At 72.8% G+C, this 22,262-nt stretch carries 20 protein-coding genes; 6 read left to right on the forward strand and 14 right to left on the reverse strand.

Going from position 1 to position 22,262, the window contains the following annotated elements; all coding sequences use genetic code 11:
- Positions 1 to 396: 396 nt before the first annotated feature.
- The gene (locus I5Q34_RS04125) at positions 397 to 834 is read left to right on the forward strand and encodes a nuclear transport factor 2 family protein (RefSeq protein ID WP_234428267.1); all 438 of its coding nucleotides are present in this window, start codon (positions 397 to 399) and stop codon (positions 832 to 834) included.
- Here I5Q34_RS04125 and I5Q34_RS04130 read toward each other — a convergent pair.
- Positions 759 to 1,241, reverse strand: a complete 483-nt coding sequence (locus tag I5Q34_RS04130) for a nitroreductase/quinone reductase family protein (RefSeq protein ID WP_199890673.1) — start codon at positions 1,239 to 1,241, stop codon at positions 759 to 761. The two genes, I5Q34_RS04125 and I5Q34_RS04130, sit on opposite strands and share 76 nt — an antisense overlap.
- Positions 1,238 to 2,137: an aldo/keto reductase gene (locus tag I5Q34_RS04135; protein ID WP_199890674.1), complete on the reverse strand. Its 900-nt coding sequence runs from the start codon at positions 2,135 to 2,137 to the stop codon at positions 1,238 to 1,240. The genes I5Q34_RS04130 and I5Q34_RS04135 overlap by 4 nt, the downstream gene beginning before the upstream one ends.
- Before the next feature lie 60 nt (positions 2,138 to 2,197).
- Here I5Q34_RS04135 and I5Q34_RS04140 point away from each other — a divergent pair, with 60 nt between their 5' ends.
- From I5Q34_RS04140 to I5Q34_RS04155, 4 genes are all read left to right on the forward strand, one after another.
- Positions 2,198 to 2,557 carry a MerR family transcriptional regulator gene (locus tag I5Q34_RS04140; protein ID WP_199890675.1) on the forward strand — a complete coding sequence of 120 codons (360 nt, stop codon included), beginning with the start codon at positions 2,198 to 2,200 and terminating at the stop codon, positions 2,555 to 2,557.
- A 263-nt stretch (positions 2,558 to 2,820) separates the two neighbouring features.
- Positions 2,821 to 4,182 (forward strand): type I glutamate--ammonia ligase, encoded by a 1,362-nt coding sequence (gene glnA, locus I5Q34_RS04145; protein ID WP_199890676.1) that lies wholly within the window; start codon positions 2,821 to 2,823, stop codon positions 4,180 to 4,182.
- A gap of 43 nt (positions 4,183 to 4,225) precedes the next feature.
- Positions 4,226 to 4,813: a Uma2 family endonuclease gene (locus I5Q34_RS04150; RefSeq protein WP_199890677.1), complete on the forward strand. Its 588-nt coding sequence runs from the start codon at positions 4,226 to 4,228 to the stop codon at positions 4,811 to 4,813.
- A 70-nt stretch (positions 4,814 to 4,883) separates the two neighbouring features.
- Positions 4,884 to 7,919, forward strand: coding sequence for a bifunctional [glutamine synthetase] adenylyltransferase/[glutamine synthetase]-adenylyl-L-tyrosine phosphorylase (locus tag I5Q34_RS04155; RefSeq protein ID WP_199890678.1), 3,036 nt, complete (start codon positions 4,884 to 4,886; stop codon positions 7,917 to 7,919).
- A gap of 178 nt (positions 7,920 to 8,097) precedes the next feature.
- Here the strand turns inward: I5Q34_RS04155 and I5Q34_RS04160 are convergent, their stop codons facing one another.
- From I5Q34_RS04160 to I5Q34_RS04185, 6 genes are all read right to left on the reverse strand, one after another.
- Entirely contained in the window at positions 8,098 to 8,943 is an 846-nt protein-coding gene (locus I5Q34_RS04160; RefSeq protein ID WP_199890679.1) for a phosphatase PAP2 family protein, read from the reverse strand.
- 36 nt (positions 8,944 to 8,979) lie between these two features.
- Positions 8,980 to 10,035 (reverse strand): LacI family DNA-binding transcriptional regulator, encoded by a 1,056-nt coding sequence (locus I5Q34_RS04165; RefSeq protein WP_199890680.1) that lies wholly within the window; start codon positions 10,033 to 10,035, stop codon positions 8,980 to 8,982.
- A gap of 25 nt (positions 10,036 to 10,060) precedes the next feature.
- On the reverse strand, positions 10,061 to 11,692 hold the full coding sequence (locus tag I5Q34_RS04170; protein WP_199890681.1) for a glycoside hydrolase family 13 protein: 1,632 nt from the start codon (positions 11,690 to 11,692) through the stop codon (positions 10,061 to 10,063).
- A 309-nt stretch (positions 11,693 to 12,001) separates the two neighbouring features.
- Positions 12,002 to 12,826 carry a sugar ABC transporter permease gene (locus I5Q34_RS04175; RefSeq protein ID WP_199890682.1) on the reverse strand — a complete coding sequence of 275 codons (825 nt, stop codon included), beginning with the start codon at positions 12,824 to 12,826 and terminating at the stop codon, positions 12,002 to 12,004.
- Positions 12,823 to 13,758, reverse strand: a complete 936-nt coding sequence (locus I5Q34_RS04180; protein WP_199890683.1) for a carbohydrate ABC transporter permease — start codon at positions 13,756 to 13,758, stop codon at positions 12,823 to 12,825. Before I5Q34_RS04180 ends, I5Q34_RS04175 begins: the two co-directional genes overlap by 4 nt.
- On the reverse strand, positions 13,755 to 15,059 hold the full coding sequence (locus I5Q34_RS04185; RefSeq protein ID WP_199890684.1) for an extracellular solute-binding protein: 1,305 nt from the start codon (positions 15,057 to 15,059) through the stop codon (positions 13,755 to 13,757). Before I5Q34_RS04185 ends, I5Q34_RS04180 begins: the two co-directional genes overlap by 4 nt.
- Before the next feature lie 250 nt (positions 15,060 to 15,309).
- On the opposite strand from I5Q34_RS04185, the gene I5Q34_RS04190 reads away from it, so the two are divergent.
- Positions 15,310 to 16,740 carry an alpha-amylase family protein gene (locus I5Q34_RS04190; RefSeq protein ID WP_199890685.1) on the forward strand — a complete coding sequence of 477 codons (1,431 nt, stop codon included), beginning with the start codon at positions 15,310 to 15,312 and terminating at the stop codon, positions 16,738 to 16,740.
- Positions 16,741 to 16,783: 43 nt separating this feature from the next.
- On the opposite strand, the gene I5Q34_RS04195 is transcribed toward I5Q34_RS04190, so the two are convergent.
- From I5Q34_RS04195 to I5Q34_RS04220, 6 genes are all read right to left on the reverse strand, one after another.
- On the reverse strand, positions 16,784 to 17,449 hold the full coding sequence (locus tag I5Q34_RS04195; RefSeq protein ID WP_199890686.1) for a TetR/AcrR family transcriptional regulator: 666 nt from the start codon (positions 17,447 to 17,449) through the stop codon (positions 16,784 to 16,786).
- A gap of 33 nt (positions 17,450 to 17,482) precedes the next feature.
- Positions 17,483 to 19,387: a hypothetical protein gene (locus I5Q34_RS04200; protein WP_199890687.1), complete on the reverse strand. Its 1,905-nt coding sequence runs from the start codon at positions 19,385 to 19,387 to the stop codon at positions 17,483 to 17,485.
- A gap of 64 nt (positions 19,388 to 19,451) precedes the next feature.
- The gene (locus I5Q34_RS04205; RefSeq protein ID WP_199890688.1) at positions 19,452 to 20,246 is read right to left on the reverse strand and encodes a tyrosine-protein phosphatase; all 795 of its coding nucleotides are present in this window, start codon (positions 20,244 to 20,246) and stop codon (positions 19,452 to 19,454) included.
- Positions 20,247 to 20,371: 125 nt separating this feature from the next.
- A complete protein-coding gene (locus tag I5Q34_RS04210; protein ID WP_199890689.1) occupies positions 20,372 to 20,959 on the reverse strand; it encodes a rhomboid-like protein in 588 nt (195 codons plus the stop codon).
- A 72-nt stretch (positions 20,960 to 21,031) separates the two neighbouring features.
- Positions 21,032 to 21,679, reverse strand: a complete 648-nt coding sequence (locus I5Q34_RS04215; protein WP_199890690.1) for a response regulator transcription factor — start codon at positions 21,677 to 21,679, stop codon at positions 21,032 to 21,034.
- A 139-nt stretch (positions 21,680 to 21,818) separates the two neighbouring features.
- On the reverse strand, positions 21,819 to 22,256 hold the full coding sequence (locus I5Q34_RS04220) for a cupin domain-containing protein (protein ID WP_199890691.1): 438 nt from the start codon (positions 22,254 to 22,256) through the stop codon (positions 21,819 to 21,821).
- Positions 22,257 to 22,262: the final 6 nt, after the last annotated feature.

Below are 22,262 nucleotides of genomic sequence, written 5' to 3' on the forward strand. Positions count from 1 at the left end.
GGGGGGGCGGGGGGGGTTATTTGCGGGCGGGGGGGGGGGGGGGGGGGGGGGGGGGGGGGGTTGTGCCCCGGCCCCGCCCTTTCACCGTTTCTTCCGGGGCGCCGCCCCTCGGCCCGGCACCGCGCTCCGCGCGGTGGGCGGGGGCTCCGCCCCCTGCACCCCCGCAACGCGGCTGCGCCGCGTTCGTCCTCAAGCGCCGGACGGGCTGGTTCGGGGCTCCGCCCCCGGCCCCCGCAACCGCGCTCCACGCGGTTGTCCTCAAACGCCGGACGGGCTGATTGGTGCGCGACGGCCATGGTCAGCGGCCCGCCCCCTCCGTAGAGTGTGATCACCCAGCCACCAAGGCGATTGGCCCGAAAGGGACTTGACATAGTCGCCCGCGAAGGAATGGACCCCATGTCCGAGACGCCCGCGATACTCGACCGCTACCACCGCGCCGTCCTCTCCAAGTCCGCCGACGACCTGGCCGAGCTCTACGCCCCCGACGGCGTGCACGAGTACCCGTTCTTCTTCCCCGGGATGCCCGAGCGCTTCGAGGGGCGCGAGGCGATCCGCGAGGGGTGCCGGGCGATCTGGGGGCCCAGCCCTGCCCGGCCGCAGCGGGTGGAGGAGGTCGCCGTCCACGTGAGCGCCGACGGCGAGGTGATCACCGTCGAGCACATCGTCCACGGGACCCTCGCCCCCACCGGGCAGGAGTTCTCCTTCCCCGGCCTCCTCGTCCTCCGCGTGCGCGACGGTCTGATCACCCACGCCCGGGACTACATGGATGGGCTGCGCGTCGCCCACACCATGGGCGTACTGCCCGCGCTCGCGGCCGCAGTAGGGACCTCCTGACGCAGCAGGATCACCGGCACCCGGCGCCCCGCCCGTGCCCGGAAGTCCGCGAACTTCGGCTCTACCGCGATCTGCCGGCGCCACAGCTCCTCGTACTCCCCCTCGTCGGCGACCTCCTCGGCCAGCACCCGGTACGCCCCGCCGCCCACCTCGGCGGTGAGGCGGTCCGGGTGCGCGCGGAGGTTGTGGTACCAGGCGGGGGCGGCCGGGTCGCCGCCGTTGAGGGCGAAGACGGCCAGGCGGCCGTCGTGGTGGCGGAGGTACACCAGGGGCGTGGTGCGCGCCTCGCCGCTGCGCGCGCCGACCGTGGTGAGCAGGAGCAGCTCCGTACCCGCGAAGTCCCCGCTTACCACGCCCCCGTTGGCGCGGAATTCCTCGATCACTCGGAGGTTGAACGGGTTGCTCATGACAGCTCCGACAGCTTCGCGAACTGGGCCGCCGTGAGGCGGACGTCGAGCGCCGCCGCGTTCTCCGCGAGGTGCGTCGCCGAGGCCGTGCCCGGGATGGGGATCACCGTGGGGGAGCGGTGCAGCAGCCAGGCCAGCGCCGTCTGGGACGGGGTCGCGCCGACCTCGTCCGCCACGGCGGCCAGCGGTCCGGCGTGGGCGTCGTCGAGGGAGACCGGGAAGTACGGGAGGAACGCGATACCGTGCTCGGCGGTGTGGTCCACGACCGCCTCGCTCGCGCGGTTGCTCAGGTTGTAGAGGTTCTGCACGCTGCTGATCGGGGCGATGCGGGACGCATCCTCGATCTGCTCGACCGTGACCTCGGAAAGTCCGATGTGACGGACTTTGCCCTCGTCCTGGAGCTGCTTGAGGGCGCCGACCTGGTCGGCCAGCGGGTACGCGGGGTCGACGCGGTGCAGCTGGAGCAGGTCCAGGCGCTCGACGCCCAGCCGGCGCAGGCTCAGTTCGGCCTGCTGGCGCAGGTAGGCCGGGTGGCCGAGGGGGACCCACTCGGTGGGGGACGGACGGGCCACGCCGACCTTGGTGACGACGGTGACCGACCCCTCGTACGGGTGGAGCGCCTCGGCGATCAACTCCTCGCCGCCGCCGAGCGCGTAGGCGTCCGCCGTGTCGATCAGGTCGACGCCCAGCTCGACCGCGCGGCGCAGCCGGTCGATCAGCTCGTCCCGGTCGTTCATGTCGCGGGCGGTGCGCCAGATCGTGGCGGTCGTGCCGCGCCGGTCCTCCGGGGCGCCGGTGAGCCGCATCGTGCCGTAGCCGATCCGGCGGACGGTCAGGTCGCCGCCGAGGGCGAAAGTAGTCTGGGTTTCAAGAGTTTCGGCAAGTGCGTCGTTCATGGAGAGGACGCTAGGAGCTCACATGGGTGTGAGCTTCAAGTAGGTGTGAGGGGGATCACGTTGAGGATCGGGGAGCTCGCGGAGCGCACGGGTGTGAGCGTCCGGCTGCTGCGCTACTACGAGGAGCAGGGGCTGCTCGTCCCGGAGCGGACGTCCGGCGGTCACCGTTCCTACGGGGCGGACGCCCCGCCGGCCGTCCGCCGCATCCGCAGGCTGCTGGACGCGGGGCTGCCCACGCGGGTGATCCGCGAGGTGCTGCCGTGCGTCGAGGGGGACGGGCTGTTCGTCCACCCGTGCGTGGGCGACCGGCTCCGGGACCAGCTGCGCGGGATGGACGAGAGGATCGCCGGGCTCCAGGAGAGCCGCACCGGGCTGGCGGCGATCCTCGCCGAGACGGAGCGCGCGGAGCTCGTCGGGTAGTCCGGGGCGGGTCCTGCGACCGGGGCGGGTCCTGCGGCCGCCGGGGCGACGCTTCACAATGGAGTAGGTGCCCACAATGAAGGCCGGTGCGCGATGCGCCCCGGCGGGCAGGATGGGGGCGAGGACGCCGGGGAGCCCACCCCGGGCGTGCGTCGTTCGGATGCCCGTGCGCAACGCGTCCGAAATCGTGTGGTGGGATGCTGATGCCCCCGGCCTGCCCCGCGGCCGGGAACGGACGGCCTGACCAGCGAGGATAGGTAGCTATGGATAAGCAGCAGGAGTTCGTGCTCCGCACCCTCGAAGAGCGCGACATCCGCTTCGTGCGGCTGTGGTTCACGGACGTGCTCGGCTATCTGAAGTCGGTCGCCGTCGCCCCGGCCGAGCTGGAGCAGGCCTTCGACGAGGGCATCGGCTTCGATGGGTCCGCGATCGAGGGATTCGCCCGTGTGTACGAATCCGACATGATCGCCAAGCCGGATCCGGGGACGTTCCAGATCTTGCCCTGGCGCGCCGAGGCCCCCGGCACCGCCCGGATGTTCTGCGACATCCTGATGCCGGACGGCTCGCCCTCGTACGCCGACCCGCGCTACGTCCTCAAGCGCATCCTCGCCAAGACCTCCGACCTCGGGTTCACCTTCTACACCCACCCCGAGATCGAGTTCTTCCTCCTCAAGGACAAGCCGGTGGACGGCACCCGCCCGGTGCCCGCCGACTCCTCCGGCTACTTCGATCACACCCCGACCGGCGTCGGCATGGACTTCCGCCGCCAGGCGATCACCATGCTCGAATCCATGGGCATCTCGGTCGAGTTCAGCCACCACGAGGGCGCGCCCGGCCAGCAGGAGATCGACCTGCGCTACGCCGACGCGCTCTCCACCGCCGACAACATCATGACCTTCCGGCTGATCATGAAGCAGGTCGCGCTGGAACAGGGCGTGCAGGCCACCTTCATGCCGAAGCCGTTCTCCGAGTACCCCGGCTCCGGGATGCACACCCACCTCTCCCTCTTCGAGGGCGACCGCAACGCGTTCCACGAGTCGGGCGCCGAGTACCAGCTCTCCAAGGTCGGCAAGTCCTTCATCGCCGGACTGCTGCGGCACGCGGGCGAGATCTCCGCCGTCACCAACCAGTGGGTCAACTCCTACAAGCGCATCTGGGGCGGCTCCGGCCGCACCGCCGGCTCCGGCGGCGAGGCCCCCGCGTACATCTGCTGGGGCCACAACAACCGCTCCGCCCTCATCCGCGTCCCCATGTACAAGCCCGGCAAGACCGGCTCCACCCGCGTCGAGGTCCGCTCCATCGACTCCGGCGCCAACCCGTACCTGACCTACGCCGTCCTCCTGGCCGCCGGCCTCAAGGGCATCGAGGAGGGCTACGAACTCCCGCCCGGCGCCGACGACGACGTCTGGGCTCTCTCCGACGCCGAACGCCGCGCGATGGGCATCGCCCCCCTCCCACAGAACCTCGGCGAGGCCATCGAACTCATGGAGCGCAGCGAACTGGTCGCCGAGACGCTCGGCGAGCACGTCTTCGACTTCTTCCTCAGGAACAAGAAGCAGGAGTGGGAGGAGTACCGCAGCGAGGTCACGGCCTTCGAACTGCGGAAGATGCTGCCGGTGTTGTGACGCTGCCGACGGCAGGCCGGTGGAAGTGGGAGGATCGGGCGCCATGGTGACCGTTCTGGACAGCCCAGGGCTCAGCTCCTCCCATTACCGCGGACTGCGCGACACGATCGAGCGGATCGAGGACGGCGTGCCCGGCAGGCTGGAGATCACGAAGGAAGGGCTCGTCCACGACCTGAGATCGCCTGTGGGGCCACATGCGATGACGACTGCCCTTGTGGGTCGCCGCCTGGAACAGGTTATGCCGGACGGCCTGCTCGCCCACGCGGGGGCGCCGGATGTCGAGGACGTGGACGAGGGCGTGCTGCGCCGTCCCGATGTCATCGTCATGGCCGAGCGGGACATGGAGGGCGAAGGTTCCTTCGACCCGCGCACCCTCCTCGCCGCCATCGAGGTCGTCTCCCGCTCCAACCCCGACAACGACTGGGTCGGCAAGATGCGGGACTACCCCTTGCTCGGCATCCCGGTCTACGTGATCTTCGATCCCCGCAAGGGCGAGGGGGCCGTCCTCTCCGAGATCCACCAAACCCCCTCCGGCCCCCGGTACGCCGTCCGCAAGGATTTCGTCTACGGCGAGGACGTCACGATCGGCGAGTGGACGATCTCCACGGAGGGTCTGCCCCGGTATCCGTAGAAGCGCCGCGGCGCATAGTCTGGGACGCCGGGAACTTGATCGAAATGGTCAGGCTGGAGGCGGCGGGACGATGGTGCCGGGACGCAGGAGCAGCACCTTCAGCCGGCTGGTGCGGCACGGGTTCACCGATCCCGCCGTCGCCGGGAGGCTGCTGGAGGCGGACGGGCTGACGGCCGTGCGGGACGATCCCGTGCTCCTCGACGCGCTCGGCGCCACCGCCGATCCCGACCTGGCGCTCGGCGGGCTCGTCCGGCTCGTCGAAGCGGCGGGCGACGACGCCCGGACGCTGCTGGACACCCTCGCCGCCGCCAAGCCGCTGCGCGACCGGCTGCTCGGGGTGCTCGGCGCCTCCGAGGCGCTCGGCGACCACCTCGCCCGCCACCCCGGCGACTGGCACGCGCTCGACGCCTTCGAGACCGGCGATCTCCACCCGGACACCGCCGCCTTCGAACGAGCCCTGGCCCAGGGCGCCGCGGCCGGACGGGAGCAGGGGCTCGCCCCGTCCAACGCGCTGCGCGCCGCCTACCGCCGCTGCCTGCTCACCATCGCCGCCCGGGACGTCACCGGCGCCGTCGACGTCGCCCAGACCGCCGCCGAACTCGCCGACCTGGCCACCGCGACGCTGCGCGCGGCACTGGGGATCGCCGAGGAGGAGCACCCGGACGACGCCGCCGCCTGCCGGCTCGCCGTCATCGGCATGGGCAAGTGCGGCGGCCACGAGCTCAATTACGTCTCCGACGTGGACGTCATCTTCGTCGCCGAGGCGCGCGGCGGCACCGCCGAGGGCCCCGCCCTCCAGGCCGCGACCAGGCTCGCCTCCCGGATGATGCGCGTCTGCTCCGACGCCACCCCCGAGGGCACCATCTGGCCCGTCGACGCCAACCTCCGCCCCGAGGGCCGCAACGGGCCGCTGGTACGGACGCTGAACAGCCACCTCGCCTACTACCAGCGCTGGGCCAAGACCTGGGAGTTCCAGGCCCTGCTCAAGGCCCGCCCGGTGGCCGGCGACCCGGGGCTCGGCAAGCGCTACGTGGACGCCGTCTCCCCGCTGGTGTGGCAGGCCGCCGAGCGCGACAACTTCGTCCCCGACGTCCAGCAGATGCGCCGCCGCGTCATCGCCTCCATCCCCGCCGACCGCGTCGACCGCGAACTCAAGCTCGGCCCGGGCGGCCTGCGCGACGTCGAGTTCGCCGTCCAGCTCCTGCAACTGGTGCACGGCCGCAGCGACGCGACGCTGCGCAGCGGCAGCACCCTGGAGGCGCTCGCCGCGCTCGCCGCCGGCGGCTACGTCGGCCGCGCCGACGCCGCCGCCCTCGACGCCGCCTACCGCTTCCTGCGCGCCATGGAACACCGCATCCAGCTCCACCGGCTGCGCCGCACCCACCTGGTGCCCGAGGACGAGGCCGGGCTGCGCCGGCTGGGCCGCTCGCTGGGCTTCCGCGGCGAACCGGTCGCCGAACTCGACCGAGAGTGGCGGCGGCACGCCCGCGAGGTGCGCCGGCTGCACGAAAAGCTCTTCTACCGCCCGCTGCTGGACGCCGTCGCCCAGCTCGAACCCGGCGAGATCCGGCTCAGCCCCAAGGCCGCCGGACAGCGCCTGGAGGCCCTCGGCTACGCGGACCCGGCCGCCGCGCTGCGCCATCTGGAGGCGCTTGCCTCGGGAGTGACCCGGAAGGCGGCGATTCAGCGTACGCTGCTGCCCGTGCTGCTGGGCTGGTTCGCCGATTCCGCCGATCCCGACGCCGGACTGCTCAACTTCCACAAGGTCTCCGACGCGTTGGGCAAAACACCCTGGTACCTGCGGCTGCTGCGGGACGAGGGCGCCGCCGCCGAAAACCTCGCCCGGGTGCTCTCCGCCGGGCGGCTCGCCCCCGACCTGCTGCTGCGCGCCCCCGAGGCGGTCGCTCTCCTCGGCGCCTCCGAGGGGCTGCGCCCGCGCGAACGCGACGTCCTGGAGCAGGAGACGCTCGCCGCCGTCGGCCGCGCCGATGACGCGGAGGCCGCGATCGTCGCGGTGCGCGGGGTGCGGCGCCGCGAGCTGTTCCGTACCGCCGCCGCGGACATCATCGGCGCCTACGGGCGCGCCGGTTCGGGCGCCGGGGCGACTGTCAACGGCGGGCACGGCACCGGCCCGCGCGGCGGCCGCTGCGAGACCGTCGGCCGGGCCGTCTCCGACCTCAACGCCGCTGCCCTGGCGGGCGCGTTGCGCGCCGCCGTCCGGGCGCAGTGGGGCGACACGCTGCCCACCCGCTTCGCCGTCATCGGCATGGGCCGCTTCGGCGGCCACGAACAGGGTTACGGATCCGACGCCGACGTCCTGTTCGTGCACGAGCCGCGCGAGGGCGTCGGCGAGGAGGAGGCGTCCAAGGCGGCCTTCGCCGTCGCCAACGAGATGCGCCGGCTCCTCCAACTCCCCACCACCGACCCGCCGTTGCCCATCGACGCCGACCTGCGGCCGGAGGGCCGGTCGGGCCCGCTGGTGCGCAGCCTCGCCTCCTACGCGGCGTACTACCGCCGTTGGTCGCTGGTGTGGGAGAGCCAGGCGCTGCTGCGGGCCGAGCCGGTCGCCGGCGACGAGGAACTCGGCCGCCGCTTCGTCGAACTCATCGACCCGCTGCGGTACCCGGCGGAGGGCCTCGCCGAGGACGCCGTGCGCGAGATCCGCCGCCTGAAGGCCCGCATGGAGACGGAACGCCTCCCGCGCGGCGCGGACCGCACGCTCCACACCAAGCTGGGCCGGGGCGGGCTGTCGGACGTGGAATGGACCGTGCAGCTGTTGCAGTTGCGGCACGGTGGTGCCGAGCCCGCCCTGCGCACGACGCGCACGCGGGAGGCGCTGGCCGCGGTGAGCGCGGCGGGCCTGCTGCCGGCGGACGAGGCGCGGATCCTGGACGAGGCGTGGGTGATGGCGACGAGTGTGCGCAACGCGGTGATGCTGGTGCGGGGGCGGCCGGGGGATTCCTTTCCCGGGGACGCGCGGGAGTTGGCCGCGGTGGGGCGGTATCTGGGGTATGGGCCCGGGCATGTCGGGGACATGTTGGACGACTACCGGCGGGTTACGCGGAGGGCTCGGGGGGTGGTGGAGCAGCGCTTCTATGGCGCGTAGGGGGTTTGTGCCCCGGACCCGCCCTTTCACCGTTTCTCGCCGCGCTGCGCGCGGGGTGCAATGCGGCTTCGCCGCATTGTCCTCAAACGCCGGACGGGCTATTTCAGCCCGTCCGGCGTTTGAGGACACCCGCGCGGAGCGCGAAGAAACGGTGAAAGGGCGGGGCGGGGAGAAACCCCTACCGGCCGACGGCCGGTACCTCCCTCGCCAAGCGGTACGGAAACGCGCCGTACCACACATACGACAGCCCGAACCCGAACCCCAGGCACAACACCCCACCCACCGCGTCCAACCAGAAGTGGTTGGCCGTCGACACGATGACGACAAGCGTCGCTGCGGGATACAACGCCCCCAACACCCGCACCCACCCCCACCGCCCCAACACCGCGATCATCACCCCGCACCACACCGACCACCCGATGTGCATCGACGGCATCGCCGCGTACTGGTTGGAGACATCCGCGAGATTGCCGGACGCCATCGAGCCCCATGTGTGGTGGACGACGACCGTGTCGACGAAACCGCCGCCGGACGTCAACCGCGGCGGCGCGAGCGGGAACAGGTAGTAGCCGAGCAGGGCGACGCCCGTCGTGGTGAAGAGGACCAGGCGGGCGGCGGCGTACCGCCCGGGGTGCCGGCGGTACAGCCACACCAGCACCCCGATCGTCAGCACGAAGTGGAGCGTCGCGTAGTAGTAGTTCATCCCCACGACGAGCCAGGTCACCGAATTGACGGCCCGGTTGACCGTGTCCTCGACGGCGATGTGCAAGGCCCGCTCCGCGCTCCAGATCCAGTCCGCGTTGCGCAGCGCCTGTTCCTTCTGCTCCGGAACGGCGTTGCGCACCAGCGAGTACGTCCAGTAGCTGATCGCGATCAGCAGCACTTCGAACCAGATCCGGGGCCTGCGGGGGGAGCGCGTTCCGCGCAGCGACGGGCGACGGTCCGCAGGCGGCCTGTCCGCTTCCCCGCTGGGCGGCGGGGCGGCCGTACGGCCTTCCAGGGTCCTTGCTGTCGCTTCACCCATAGGCCCACAGTGTGCCAGAGACCGGAGGAGCGCAGATCAATCCCGAGGCGGGTCCTGGCGGCTTTCGGCCTGATGCGTAACGGCCGCCGCCCCGGTGGAGCCCCGTACGACCAGCTCGGGCAGAAAGACGAACTCGCTGTGCGGCGCGGGCGTCCCGCCGATCTCCTCCAGCAGTGCCCGCACCGCCGCCTGCCCCATGGGCCGCACGGGCTGGCGGACCGTGGTCAGCGGGGGGTCGGTGAACGCTATGAGCGGGGAGTCGTCGAAACCCACCACGGAGACGTCCCTCGGCACCTCCAGGCCCGCCCTGCGGACCGCCCGGACGGCGCCCAGCGCCATCATGTCGCTGGCGCAGACGACGGCCGTGCAGCCGCGTTCCAGGAGCGCGGAGGCCGCCGCCTGACCACCCTCCAGGGTGAACAGGGAGTGCTCGATCAACTCCTGTGCGTCGTCCGCGTCCACGCCGAGCTGGTCCCTCATTCCGGCCAGGAAACCCTCGATCTTCCGCTGGACGGGGACGTACCGCCGCGGGCCCAGGGCCAGTCCGATCCTGCGGTGGCCCAGCTCCGCCAAATGGGTGACGGCGAGCCGCATCGCGGCCCGGTCGTCGGGGGAGACGAAGGGGGCCCGCACCTTCGAGGAGAAGCCGTTGACGAGGACGAACGGCACGCCCTGCGCGCGCAGCCGCTCGTAGCGCTGCATGTCGGCGGAGGTATCCGCGTGCAGGCCGGAGACGAAGATGATGCCGGCGACGCCGCGCTCCACGAGCATCTCGGTGAGCTCGTCCTCGGTGGAGCCGCCGGGGGTCTGCGTGGCCAGGACGGGCGTATAGCCCTGGCGGGTCAGCGCCTGCCCTATCACCTGGGCGAAGGCGGGGAATATGGGGTTCTCCAGCTCGGGCGTGATCAGCCCCACGAGGCCCGCGCTGCGCCGCCGCAGCCGCACCGGCCGTTCGTAGCCGAGCACATCGAGCGCGGCCAGCACGGACTGGCGGGTGGACGCGGCCACCCCCGGCTTGCCGTTGAGGACGCGGCTGACGGTTGCTTCGCTGACACCCGCCTGGGCTGCGATGTCGGCCAGCCGTGCGGTCACGGGAGGTGACTGTACCGGTCCCACTTCAGACTTCCCACCAGACGCAGGTCTCGGCGGGCAGCCGTACGGCGCCGCCGGTGAACTCCAGCGGGGCGGTGGCGAGCACCGGCCGCCCCGGAACGGTCAGTTCCACTTCTTCGCCGAGGGTGTTGAGGGTGCACTCGAACCCCGGCCGGGAGAAGGCGAGTACGCCCTCGGGCACGTCCTCCGCGCGCCAGGACATAGGCCCGTCGCCGAGCCCCGGCAGGCGCCGGCGCAACGCGAGCGCGGAGCGGTAGAGCTCCAGCGTCGAGCGCGGGTCGCCGGACTGGGCCGCGACCGACAGTTCACGCCACCGGCCGGGCTGCGGCAGCCAGCTGCCGGCCGGGCCCTCGGTCGGGCCGAAGCCGTACGGCGCCTCGTCGCCCTCCCACGGGATCGGCACCCGGCAGCCGTCCCGCGTGCCGTCCTGGCCGTCCCCCCGGAAGAACGCCGGGTCCTGGCGCACCGCGTCCGGCAGGTCCACGACCTCCGGCAGTCCCAGCTCCTCGCCCTGGTAGACGTACGCCGAACCCGGCAGCGCCAGCATCAGCAGCGCGGCCGCCCTGGCCCGGCGGGCGCCGCGCTCGCCGCCGCCGTAGCGGGTGACGTGCCGTACCACGTCGTGGTTGGACAGTACCCAGGTGGCCGGTGCGCCGACCGAGCCGGTGGACGCCAGCGACGCGTCGATGACCGCGCGCATCGCCGCCGCGTCCCAAGGGCACGTCAGGAAGTGGAAGTTGAACGCTTGGTGCAGCTCGTCCGGGCGGACGTACAGGGCGAGCCGCTCGGCGGTCGGCGCCCACGCCTCGGCGACGCCGATCCGGCCGCCGTCGTAGGAGTCCAGCAGCCGCCGCCAGGAGCGGTGGATGGCGTGCACGCCGTCCTGGTCGAAGAACGGCAGGACCTGGGCGCCGATGAGTTTGGCCTGTTCCTTTCGCCCGATGTCGGGCAGTCCGGGGGCCTTGACCATGCCGTGCGCGACATCGATGCGGAAGCCGTCCACGCCGAGGTCCAGCCAGAAGCGGAGGATGGACTCGAACTCGGCGGCGACCTCCGGGTTCTCCCAGTTCAGGTCGGGCTGCTCCGGGGCGAAGAGGTGGAGGTACCACTCGCCGTCGTCCGCGCGTGTCCACGCCGGTCCGCCGAAGACGGACTCCCAGTCGTTCGGCGGCAGTTCGCCGTGCGTCCCGCGGCCGGGACGGAAGTGGTAGCGGGCGCGGGCCTCGTCGCCGGGGCGCCCGGCGAGCGCCGCGCGGAACCAGGCGTGCCGGTCGGACGTGTGGTTCGGCACGATGTCGACGATGACGCGCAGACCGAGGCGGTGGGCCTCGCGGACGAGGTCGTCGGCGTCCTGGAGGTCGCCGAACAGCGGGTCGACGGCGCGGTAGTCCGCGACGTCGTACCCGCCGTCCGCCTGCGGCGAGGCGTAGAACGGCGTGAGCCAGACGGCGTCCACGCCGAGCTCGGCGAGGTACGGGAGGCGGGTGCGGGCGCCGCGGAGGTCGCCGATGCCGTCGCCGTCGCTGTCGGCGAAGGAGCGGATGTAGATCTGGTAGATGACGGCGTGGCGCCACCAGGTGTCCCGGCCGGACGGGGGGTTGGGGGCGTTGGTGGTGGCGGTGAGGTTCTGGGTCATGTGGGTCCTTGTGGTGGGTTCGGGTTCTGATTCGCGTGCGGGTCGGTGGGTGGGGTTTTGTGCCCCGGACCCGCCCTTTCACCGTTTCTTCCGGGGCTCCGCCCCGGGCCCCGCAACCGCGCTCCGCGCGGTTGTCCTCAAGCGCCGGACGGGCTGATTTCCCTGCTCGGGAGCGCACTTCAGCCCGTCCGGCGTTTGAGGACCAACGCGGCGAAGCCGCGTTGCACCCGCGCGGAGCGCGGCGAGAAACGGTGAAAGGGCGGGCCGGGGCAGAATCCCGCGCGAAGCGCGGAACCCCCTGGGGGCGGGCTACCCCTTCGTCCCCCCGGCCGTCAGGCCGGATATCAGATGGCGCTGCGCCAGGAAGAACACCGCCCCCGCCGGCACGGTGATGAGCACGGCCGCAGCCGTCATCAATCCCCACTCCGCCTTCTGCTGCCCCACGAACGTCTGCAGTCCCACGGCCAACGTGTAGTGCTCCTCACTGCTCATGAACTGACTGGCGAACGCCACTTCGCCCCACGCCGTGATGAACGAGTAGAACCCCGTCACCGCCAGCCCCGGCCGGGCCAGCGGCAGTATCAGCCGCCAGAACGTCCCGAACGGGGTCAGCCCGTCCACCCGCCCCGCCTCGTCGATCTCCGCCGGGATCGTGTCGAAGTAGCCCTTGAGCATCCAGGCGCAGAACGGCACCGAGACCGAGCAGTAGGTGACGATCAGCCCTACGTGCGAGTCGAGCAGGCCCAGCTGCCCGAGGATCGTGTACAGCGGCACGATCAGCACCGCCATCGGGAACATCTGCGCGACCAGGAAGGTCCACATCAGCGGCCGGTGGCCGGGGAAGCGCAGCCGCGAGACCGCGTACCCGGCGCTGGCCGAGACGAACACGCCCAGCAGGGTCGCCCCCAGCGCGACGACGGCCGAGTTGCCGAACCACGTCAGGAACGCGGTGTCCCCCAGCACGTAACGGTAGTTGGAGAGGCCGAGCCCCCCGATCCGCGTCGGCTCCTGCCAGCCGTCGCGCCCGTGCAGCGAGACGAGGACGACGTACAGGACGGGGAAGAGGGCGGTCAGCGACGCCACGGCCAACGTGGCGTGCAACGCCACCGACGCCCCGCGCGTACGGGACTTCATCGCACCGCCACCTCCTGCCGCGCCAGCATCCGGCGGTAGAACGTGGCGAACACCAGCAGCAGCGAGAGGATCAGGATCCCGTACGTCGCCGAGCCCGCGTAGTCGCGGATGCCCTGGAAGGCCAGCCGGTAGGCGTACGTCACCAGGATCTCGCTCTCCGAGCTCGCGCCCTGCCCGATCAGCAGGTAGATGACCTGGAACATGTTGAACGTCCAGATGGTGCCCAGCAGGACCACCGTCCCGCTCACCGCCCGCAGGCCCGGCAGCGTCACGTGCCGGAAGCGCTGCCAGGGCGAGGCGCCGTCGATCTCGGCGGCCTCGTGCAGCTCCGCCGGGATGGCCTGGAGCCCGCCGAGGAGCGCCACCATCATGAACGGGACGCCCATCCACACGTTGACGGCGACGGCCGCCGCCTTCTGCAGGGTGCTGTCGCCGAGCCAGTCGAGGGCGCCCACGCCCAGCCGGTCGAGCACCGCGTTGAGCACCCCGTACTTCTCGTTGAACATCAGCCGCCAGGAGAAGGCGCCGACGAACGCGGGCACCGCCCACGGCAGGATCAGCAGCACGCGGTACAGCCCGCGCAGCCGCATCGGCCGGTTGAGCAGCAGCGCCAGCCCCAGGCCGAGCGCGTAGTGCAGGACGACGCACGAGGCCGTCCACACCACCGTCCAGCCCAGCCGGCCGTAGAAGTTGCCCTCCTGGCCGGAGAGCACGCGCCAGTAGTTGTCCAGGCCGACGAAGGAGTACGTCGACGGGATGTGGTTGACGCCTATCGTGCGGGCCGAGTTGGCCTCGTTGGCGTCGGTGAACGACAGGTAGACGCCCTTGCCCAGCGGATAGCCGACGAGCACGGCCAGGACGACGACCACCGGCAGCACCATCGCCCACGCGTACCAGTGGGTGCTCAACGAACGGCGCAGCGTCATCGTCATGACGCGACCGCGTAGTCCTTGAGGAGCGCGGACTTCCACTCCTTCGCGGTGGCGTCCAGCCCCTCCCGCGGCTCCTCCTTCAGCGTCAGGATCCGCGTGTAGTGCTGGAGCCAGACCGTGAACAGGTCACCGCCCTGCGGGATCTGCGGGCGCGGGTGCGCGGTCGCCAGCGCGTCGTGGAACGACTTGCGCACCGGATCGGCCAGAACGTCCTTCGTATAGGCGGACGTACGCGTCGGCAGCAGCCCGAGCGCGAGGGACACCTCGCGCTGCCGCTCGCCGTCCGCCATGAACCGGGTGAAGAGGTACGACGCGTCGAAGTTCCCCGAGCCCGCGTAGACGACGAGGCTGTGGCCGCCCACCGGGGCCCCCGCGACCCCGGTCGAGCCTGCCGGGACCCGGGTGATGCCCAGGTTCTCCCGCTTGCGGAACGCCTCGCCGCCGAAGACCTCCTTGGTCGCCCACGGGCCGTCCAGCAGCATCGCCAGCTTCCCGCTCTTGAAGTCGGTCTTCAGCGCGTTGTAGCCGTCCGTCCCGGCCGGCTTCGGCGCCGCGCCGGACCTGACCAGGTCGACGGCGGTCTCGATCCCCTTGCGGGACGCGGCGTCGGCAATGGTGATCCGCTTCCCCGGCACGTCGAGCATGTCGCTCTTCTCGCCGTAGAGGAACGGGAGGGAGTAGTAGCTGTCCGGGCTCAGCCCGATGCCGCCCGCCCCCGTCTTCTCCTTGACCTTCCGCGCGACGTCCTTGACCTCCTGCCAGGTCGTGGGCGGTTCGCCGACGCCCGCCTTCCGCAGGAGCTCCTTGTTGTAGAGCAGCCCGAGGGTGTCCGTGACCTGCGGGACCCCGTACGTCTTCCCCTCGTACGCGGCGTTCTTCAGCGGCCCTTGGAGGAAGTCCCGGGGCTGCTGCAGGGCCGGGGTACCGCCGAGATCCTTGAGATAGCCGAGCTGCGCGAAGCCCGGCGTCCATCCGACGTCCGCCCGCAGCACGTCGGGCGCGCCCTTGCCGGTGGAGGCGGAGGTCTTGAACTTCTGCTGCGCCTGGTCGAAGGGGACGTTGACGTAATTCACCTTGATCTTCGGGTACTTGGCCTCGAAGTCCTTCACGAGCTTCCTGAAGACCGGGGCCTCGTTGGTGGCGTCCGAGGTGTCCCACCAGGTGATGCTGCCGCTGACCGAGCCCGGGTCCGTGGCGGCCTTCTCGCCGCTGCCGCCGTCGCCTCCACCGCTGCCGCCGCAGGCGGTCGCGGTCAGCGCGAGCGCGCCGACGGCGGCGATGATCGATATGCCTCTTCGCACAGGGATCTCCTCGTCACGAGGGCCGGTCCGGGGGTGGGGCGGCCCTGAGCTGAGGAGGAAGCTAACAGGCTGCAATCTCTTGCGAAAGAGGTTGCAAGAGGTTGCCGTCGTTTCCTCCCGTGCGTTTCCTCCCCTGTTAAGGACCTTGCGCGGAGTTGCGGCCGGGGTTGACCGTCACAGCAGGGGCACGTACGGTCTCGGGCACTGCGCCGGTGCCCGGCATCCGCAAGGGCCTTGTGGGGGTGGTGATATGTACCGAGCCGCACGCCGTGCCCTGCCGGCCGTTCTGTTGCTGCTGGCGGGCTGCCTTCTGTGGGCGTCCCCGCGGGCGGCGGCCGCTCCGCCGGGGCAACGGGACGTCACCGCCGTGCTGTTCCAGTGGCGCTACGACTCCGTGGCCCGGGAGTGCGCCACCGCCCTCGGGCCCGCCGGCTACGGCTACGTGCAGGTCTCGCCGCCCCAGGAGCACATCGCGGGCCCGCAGTGGTGGACCTCCTACCAGCCCGTCGGCTACCGGATCGCCGGACGGCTCGGCGACCGGGCGGCCTTCGCCCGGATGACGTCCGCCTGCCACCGGGTGGGGGTCAAGGTCGTCGTGGACGCCGTGGTCAACCACATGAGCGCCGGGTCGGGGACCGGTACAGGGGGCTCGGCGTACACCAAGTACGACTACCCGGGCACCTACCGGGACGCCGACTTCCACCGCTGCCGCCGCCCGATCGCGGACTACCGCGACCGCGACGACGTCCAGAACTGCGAACTCCTCGGCCTGGCCGACCTGGACACCGGCAGCCCCTACGTCCGCGACCGCCTCGCCCGCTACCTCGACGACCTGCTCGCACTGGGCGCCGACGGCTTCCGCGTCGACGGCGCGAAGCACATCGCGAGCACCGACCTCGCGGCGGTCAAGGCGCGGACCGCCCGTCCCGGGGCGTACTGGAAGCAGGAGGTCATCTTCGGCGCGGGCGAGGCGGTCCGCCCCGAGGAGTATCTGGACACCGGTGACGTACAGGAGTTCCGCTACGCCCGCGACCTGCGGCGCGCGCTGGAGCCCGGACACCTCGCGGAGCTGCGGGACTTCGGCGAGGGGCGGGGCTATCTGCCCGGCCGCCGGGCCTCCGTCTTCGTCGACAACTGGGACACCGAGCGGGACGGCAGCACCCTCAGCCGGAAGTCCGGTGCCGCCTACACGCTGGCCAATGTCTTCCTGCTCGCCTGGCCGTACGGCTCACCGGACGTCCACTCCGGCTACGACTTCGACGACCGCAACGCGGGACCGCCCGGCGGCGGGACGGTACGGGCCTGTTGGCAGGACGGCTGGACCTGCCAGCACCGATGGCCCGAGATCGCCCGCATGGTCGCGTTCCGGAACGCCGTGCGTGACGCGCCCGTCACCCACTGGTGGGACGACGGCGCCGACGCCGTGGCCTTCGGGCGCGGCGACCGGGGCCACGTCGTCCTCAACCACGGACGGACGCCCCTCACCCGGGAGTTCGCCACGTCACTGCCGGCCGGCGAGCATTGCGACGTGCAGAGCGGACGGCGGGTGCGCGTCGGCCCCGACGGGCGGTTCACGGCGACCGTCGCCCCGGACACGGCGCTGGCCCTGCTCGCCACAGGATCGGTCACGGGGGCGGTCACAGGGCCGGTCACAGGGTCGCGAGCGTGCTCACCGCGCTGACCGCGCCCAGGCACGGTCGCCGTGCGGACAGCGGCTCCCGGGCTCAGAGCGTCGCCAGCGCGCTCACCGCGCCGCCGAACGGCCCGTCCTCCGGCTCCTCCGCCAGGATCCGCCGCAGCACCGCCGCCATGTCGGCGTCGTGTGCCGCGCTCGCCGCCGTCATCGCCACGAACGCGTGGACGAGTTGGGACTCCATCTCGGCGCGGGGGATGCCGGTGCCGCCCCGCCACAGGCGGGACGTCGTCTCCGTCAGGGAGATCCAGGCACGCAGGGCGACCTCCAGGCGGGGGCCGGGAACGCCGACGGCCAGCTGGTCGAGGAGCTGGGCGTACGCGGCCTCGCGGACGCGGCCGGTGAGGTCGGGGCTGCCCCGCAGCAGGACGGCGTACCCGGCGGCGTCCTCCTCCGCGAAGTCGAAGAAACGGGCGATGACGCCCAACAAGACCGTCCCCGGCGGGACTTGGCGGCGCTCCGCGAAGAGCCCCGCCAAGTCGTCGGCGGCGCGGTGCAGTACGGCCTCGTAGAGGCTCTGCTTGCCCGCGAAGTAGTGGTAGACGAGCGGGCGCGAGATACCGGCGGCGGTCGCGATGTCGTCGAGCGAGACGTGTTCGGGCGGGCGCCGGCTGAACAGGTCGAGGGCCACGGCGATCAGTTGCTCGCGTCGCCGCGCCACGTCCATGCGGCGCCGGTTCCGTGTCGCGGTGGTCATGCGGGCATCCTAAGCGGTCGCCCGCGAGGAGGCTCACCGCAGTGGCGTCACCCGCGCACCGTCCTTCAATCGGCCACTCAACTCGGCCCGGGCGCCCGCCGGCGCGGGCCAGAAGGCCGTCGGCCCTTCGTCGGCCCCCTTCACCCCGCCCGTCGCCGCGATCGACGCCACGTCCTCGCTGCCCGCGGCCAGCGCGTACCACGCCCCGCTCGCGGAGCGCCACAGGCCGCCCGCCAGGGCGTGCGGGGAACGGACGCCGCACGCGGGGGAGTCCTCGGCGCGGCCGACCACCGCGGCCTGGGCGGCGGCCCGGGCCGCGGGGGCCTGGAACTGGGCGAGGACGTGACTGCCGGCGCCGCGCCAGGTCTCGGCGCGGGTGCAGTACCAGTCGGCCGTCCCGGCCACGCCCGGGAGTTGCTGGTGCGCGAAGTGCCAGAGGTTGACGGACCGCACGCCCTGGGAGTGCAGGGGCTGGAGCTGACAGGCGGTGTGGGACCACTGGGCGGAAGGGGCGCCGACCGCGCCCGGAGCGCCGGACGTCAGGCGCGCCGGGAGCAGTTCGCCCAGGTCCGTCGCCAGGCGCGGGCCCAGCTGGAGGGCCGGCCAGGTCCGGCAGTCGCCCGCCGCCGCGGGGCCCGCCACGGGGTCGGTCACCCCGTCGGCGTCCCGCCGCAGCGGCCGCGCGGCCTGCCCCGGCGCGAGCAGGTCGCGCACGGCGGCCGAGGCGACCCAAGGGGCCGTCAGATAGCGGACGTTGCCGTCGGTGCGGCCGAGGACGACGGCCGTCGCCGTGTCGGTGTCGGCCGCGTCCGCCCGCGCGAAGTCCAGCGCGGCCGCCCCCGAGCCGTCGCCCGACCGCGCCTCGGCGTAGCGGACGACGCGCAGACCGTCGTACAGGAGGACGACCGCGGCGGAGTCGACGTCGCCCGCGTAGAGGAGCTGGGCCGGTCCGGCGGCGGGACCGGCGGGGGTGCCGGGGGTGGCGGTCACGTGCACCGCGCCGCCCGGGCGGGCCCAGACGGTCAACGCCCGGCGCAGCAGCGGCTCGTCGTCGGCCCGTTCGCCGCGCGCCGGCCAGGACGCGAAGCCGGGACGGTCGGCGCGCTTCCACGAGTCGGGCTCGGCGCGCGTCAACAGACCGGGGTCCAGGGCCTGTTCGGCCGCGGCGTTGCGCGCGTACGGAGGGGCGGCGGCGCTGTCGGGGCCGCCGCCGGTGAAGGCCAGGAGCAGCGCCCCGCACACGGCCGTCGCGGCGACGCCGATCGCGGCCGCGCGCGTACGGCGGCGGCGCTGCATGAGGTCCGTGGGTCTGGCCTGGAGCGAACAGGGGTCGAATTCCACGGAGTTGAGGAGCGTGCCCTCGCGGGAACCGGGCGGGACGCGGACCGCCGTCGCCTCGGCGATGGCCGCGCCCGGGTCGTCCACCCCGGCGTCCTCCAGCAGCGCGCGCACCTCGCGGTCGGCGCCCAGCTCCACGGCGCGCAGTACGAAGGCGGCCCGGGCGGGGGCGGAGAGCCGGCCGAGGGCCTGGTCCAGGGCGAGCTCGTCGGCTCCCCCGGAGCGGGGGAACAGCCGCAGGCCCCACATCTGCGGGAGCAGCGGCGGCAGTTGGCCCGCCTTCGGCAGGGCGAACCGGGTGCGCGGACGGGCCGCGTCGAGGGCCGCGCGCAGCACGCGCAGGCGGACGTAGGCGTAGCCGGAGTCGCCGGCCGGAACGGGCTCCCCGGCCCCGGGCCGGGTGCGCGGCAGCGCGCGCTGGACGAGGGCGTGGGCGGTCAGGACGCGGCGGTGGCGGCCGAGGACCGGGGGGAGCACGAGGTAGCCGAGGCGGACGAGGCGGGGATAGTGCTCGATGAGCGCGGCCTCGGCCCGGTCGATGTCGATGGCGCCTTCGGTGGCGACGGCGCGCGGGCGGGGGGCTGTTGCTTGCTGCTCCACGTCCGTAGAACGAGTGAATGGTGCGATGGTCACCTCCACCCGTCAGGGCGTCCGGCGCCGGCGATCACGCCACGTAGCGCGCCCTGATCCGGTTCACCGCCGCGTCCGGCACGCCCAGTCCGACGCGGACGTACCCCGTCACGGACCCGTGCGTCCGCCGCATCTCCTCCAGGGCGGCCGCCAGATACGCCGGGCGCACGCCGAAGAGCGCGTCGGCGATGGCCCGGTCGCCGCCGGCGGCGGTGAAGCGGTCGACGACCGGTGCGAAGGCGGCCCGTACGGCGGGGGCCACCGCCAGGTACTCCGCCTCGGCGGTCGCCTCGTCCGCGCCGAGGAGCAGCAACAGGACGGTGGCGGCCCAGCCGGTGCGGTCCTTGCCCGCGGTGCAGTGGAAGAGCAGGGGGCCGCAGTCGGGTTCGGCCAGGGTGGTCAGCAGCCGGCCGTAGGCGCGGCACGCGGCGTCGGAGGTGACGAACGCCCGGTAGGACTCGCACATCAGCTTCTGCGCCTTGCCCCCGCCGAGGCGTTCCTCGGCGGCGGCCGGGCTGCCGAGGATCGAGTCGAGGCTCGCGGGCACCGGTTCGCCGCCCGGCGTCGCGCCGTCGGCCAGGACGTCCGCGACGATCAGCCGGGCCCCCTTCGGCAGCCGGCCCGGGCGCTCGCGGCGCTCGTGCTCGCCGCGCAGGTCCACCACGGTGCGGATGCCGAGCGCGGCGACGGCCGGGTCGGCCGCGGGGTCGTGCCGGTCGAGCTGCCCGGAGCGCAGCAGCAGCCCGGGGCGGACGGCGGAGTTGCCGGCGAGCGCGATGCCGCCGAGGTCGCGGAGGTTGATGATGGTCGAGGCGTCGAACTCCGGCATTGCGCGCTTCTCCCTTGTCGGCCCGTGGCTGTCGGCTTTTGGCAAGCTCTCGGGGTTTGGCAAGCTCTCGGGGGTTTTTCCGCTTTCCACTTTTATTGTGGAGAACGGTAGCCGAGGCCGCGACGTCACCCGTGGGCGAGGGTCCGTCGGCGCAGAGATCCCAGGCCCAGCCCGAGGAGCAGGGCGATCAGGTGCCCCGCGTCCGTGAAGCCGGGGCGGCGGGTGACCAGCGGGCGGACGGCCAGGGCGAGCAGCGCCGAGCGGGCCGCGATGCGCGGCCGGCCGGCGGGCAGACCCGCGGCGAGGAAGCCCGCGACGGAGTTGAAGCCGTAACTGGTGCCGACGTCGGTCGCGGACCGGGTGCGCTGCCCGGCCCGTACGGCGCGCAGACCGCCGTAGACGATCAGCGAGGCGCCCGCGTGCCCCCAGGCGAAGGCGCCCGCCGCCCACCACGCGCCGTACGCGTACTCCGTGTACCCGAGCACGGCGAGCAACAGCAGCGCGTACCCCAGATCCATGGGCGCCTCGACGACCAGGGCGCTGGTGACCAGGGTGTCCCAGCGCCCGGCGCGCAGGTTGTCCACATTGGTCGAACAGCGGCGCAGGAGCCGGGCGCGGCGGGCCGGGGACAGCAGGTGCCGCGCCGCGAGGGCGCCGAGCTGGACGCCGCCGACGTAGAACGGGGCGAACCGGGGCGGGAGTTCGGTGGTCATCGGGCCATCATCGGCCGCCCGCCCGGACCCCGCCAGCCCGATGACGTCTTCCCGTCAGCCACGGCCGGGACATCAACCGCGGTCGAGATAGGCGAGGACGGCCAGCACCCGGCGGTTGTCGTCGTCGGAGGGCGCGAGGCCCAGCTTGGCGAAGATGTTGGAGGTGTGCTTGGCCACGGCCCGTTCGGTGACGACGAGCCGGTCCGCGATGGCCGCGTTGGAACGGCCCTCCGCCATCAGCTCGATGACCTCCCGCTCGCGCGGGGTGAGCCGGGCCATCGGCGCGTCCTGCGAACGCCGCGACAGCAGCTGCGAGATGACCTGCGGGTCCATCGCCGTGCCGCCGCCCGCCACGCGGCGGACGGCGTCGACGAACTGCTCGGCGTCGAAGACCCGGTCCTTGAGCAGGTAGCCGACGCCGCCGCTGCCGTCGGCCAGCAGCTCCTGAGCGTAGAGCTGCTCCACGTGCTGGGAGAGCACCAGCACGGGCAGCCCCGGGGTGGCCCGCCGGGCGGCCAGGGCGCACTGCAGGCCCTCGTCGGTGAAGGACGGGGGCAGCCGTACGTCCACCACCGCGACGTCCGGCTTCAGCTCGGCCAGCGCCCGGCTGAGCTCGGGACCGCTCTCCACGGCCGCGACGACCTCGAAGTCGTACGCCTCGAGCAGCCGGACCAGCCCGTCGCGCAGCAGGAACAGGTCTTCGGCAAGGACGACACGCAACGTGGGACTCCAGGGTGAGGAAGGGCCGCGCCCCCCGCGGGCCCGGCGCTCCCATTGTCCCCGGGGGCCGGGCGGGCTCCGCCCCAGGCCATATCCCAGGCCATGCCCCAGGCCCCCAGGCCATGCCCCGGACCGAGCTTCAGACCATGGTGAAGTCCGCGAAGTCGAAGCCGGGGGCCACCACGCAGCTCACCAACACCGGCTCTTCGCCCAGCGGTTCGGCGTCCTGCCAGGCACCGCCGGGGACCAGCAGCTGGGGACGGTCGCCGTCCTCGACGCCCGGGCCGAGGACCAGCTCCCGGGCCCCCGCCTCGTCCGGCGCGCCGCCGCTGCCGCCCAGGCGCAGCCGCAGCCGGCTGCCGCGGTGCCACAGCCACAGCTCGTCGGAGCGCACCCGGTGCCAGCGGGAGCGCTCGCCGGGGTGCAGCAGGAAGTGGATGCCGGTCGCGTACGCCCGCGGCCCCGGGTAGCCGTCCGGGACCGCGTTGCCGGACGTCCGCCACGTCTGCCGGTACCACCCGCCCTCGGGGTGCGGTTCCAGCCCGAGGAGGCCGACCAGGGGAGAAATGTCGCTCATGGCCCC

This window comes from Streptomyces sp. AV19 (assembly GCF_015999245.1).
GTDB lineage: Bacteria > Actinomycetota > Actinomycetes > Streptomycetales > Streptomycetaceae > Streptomyces.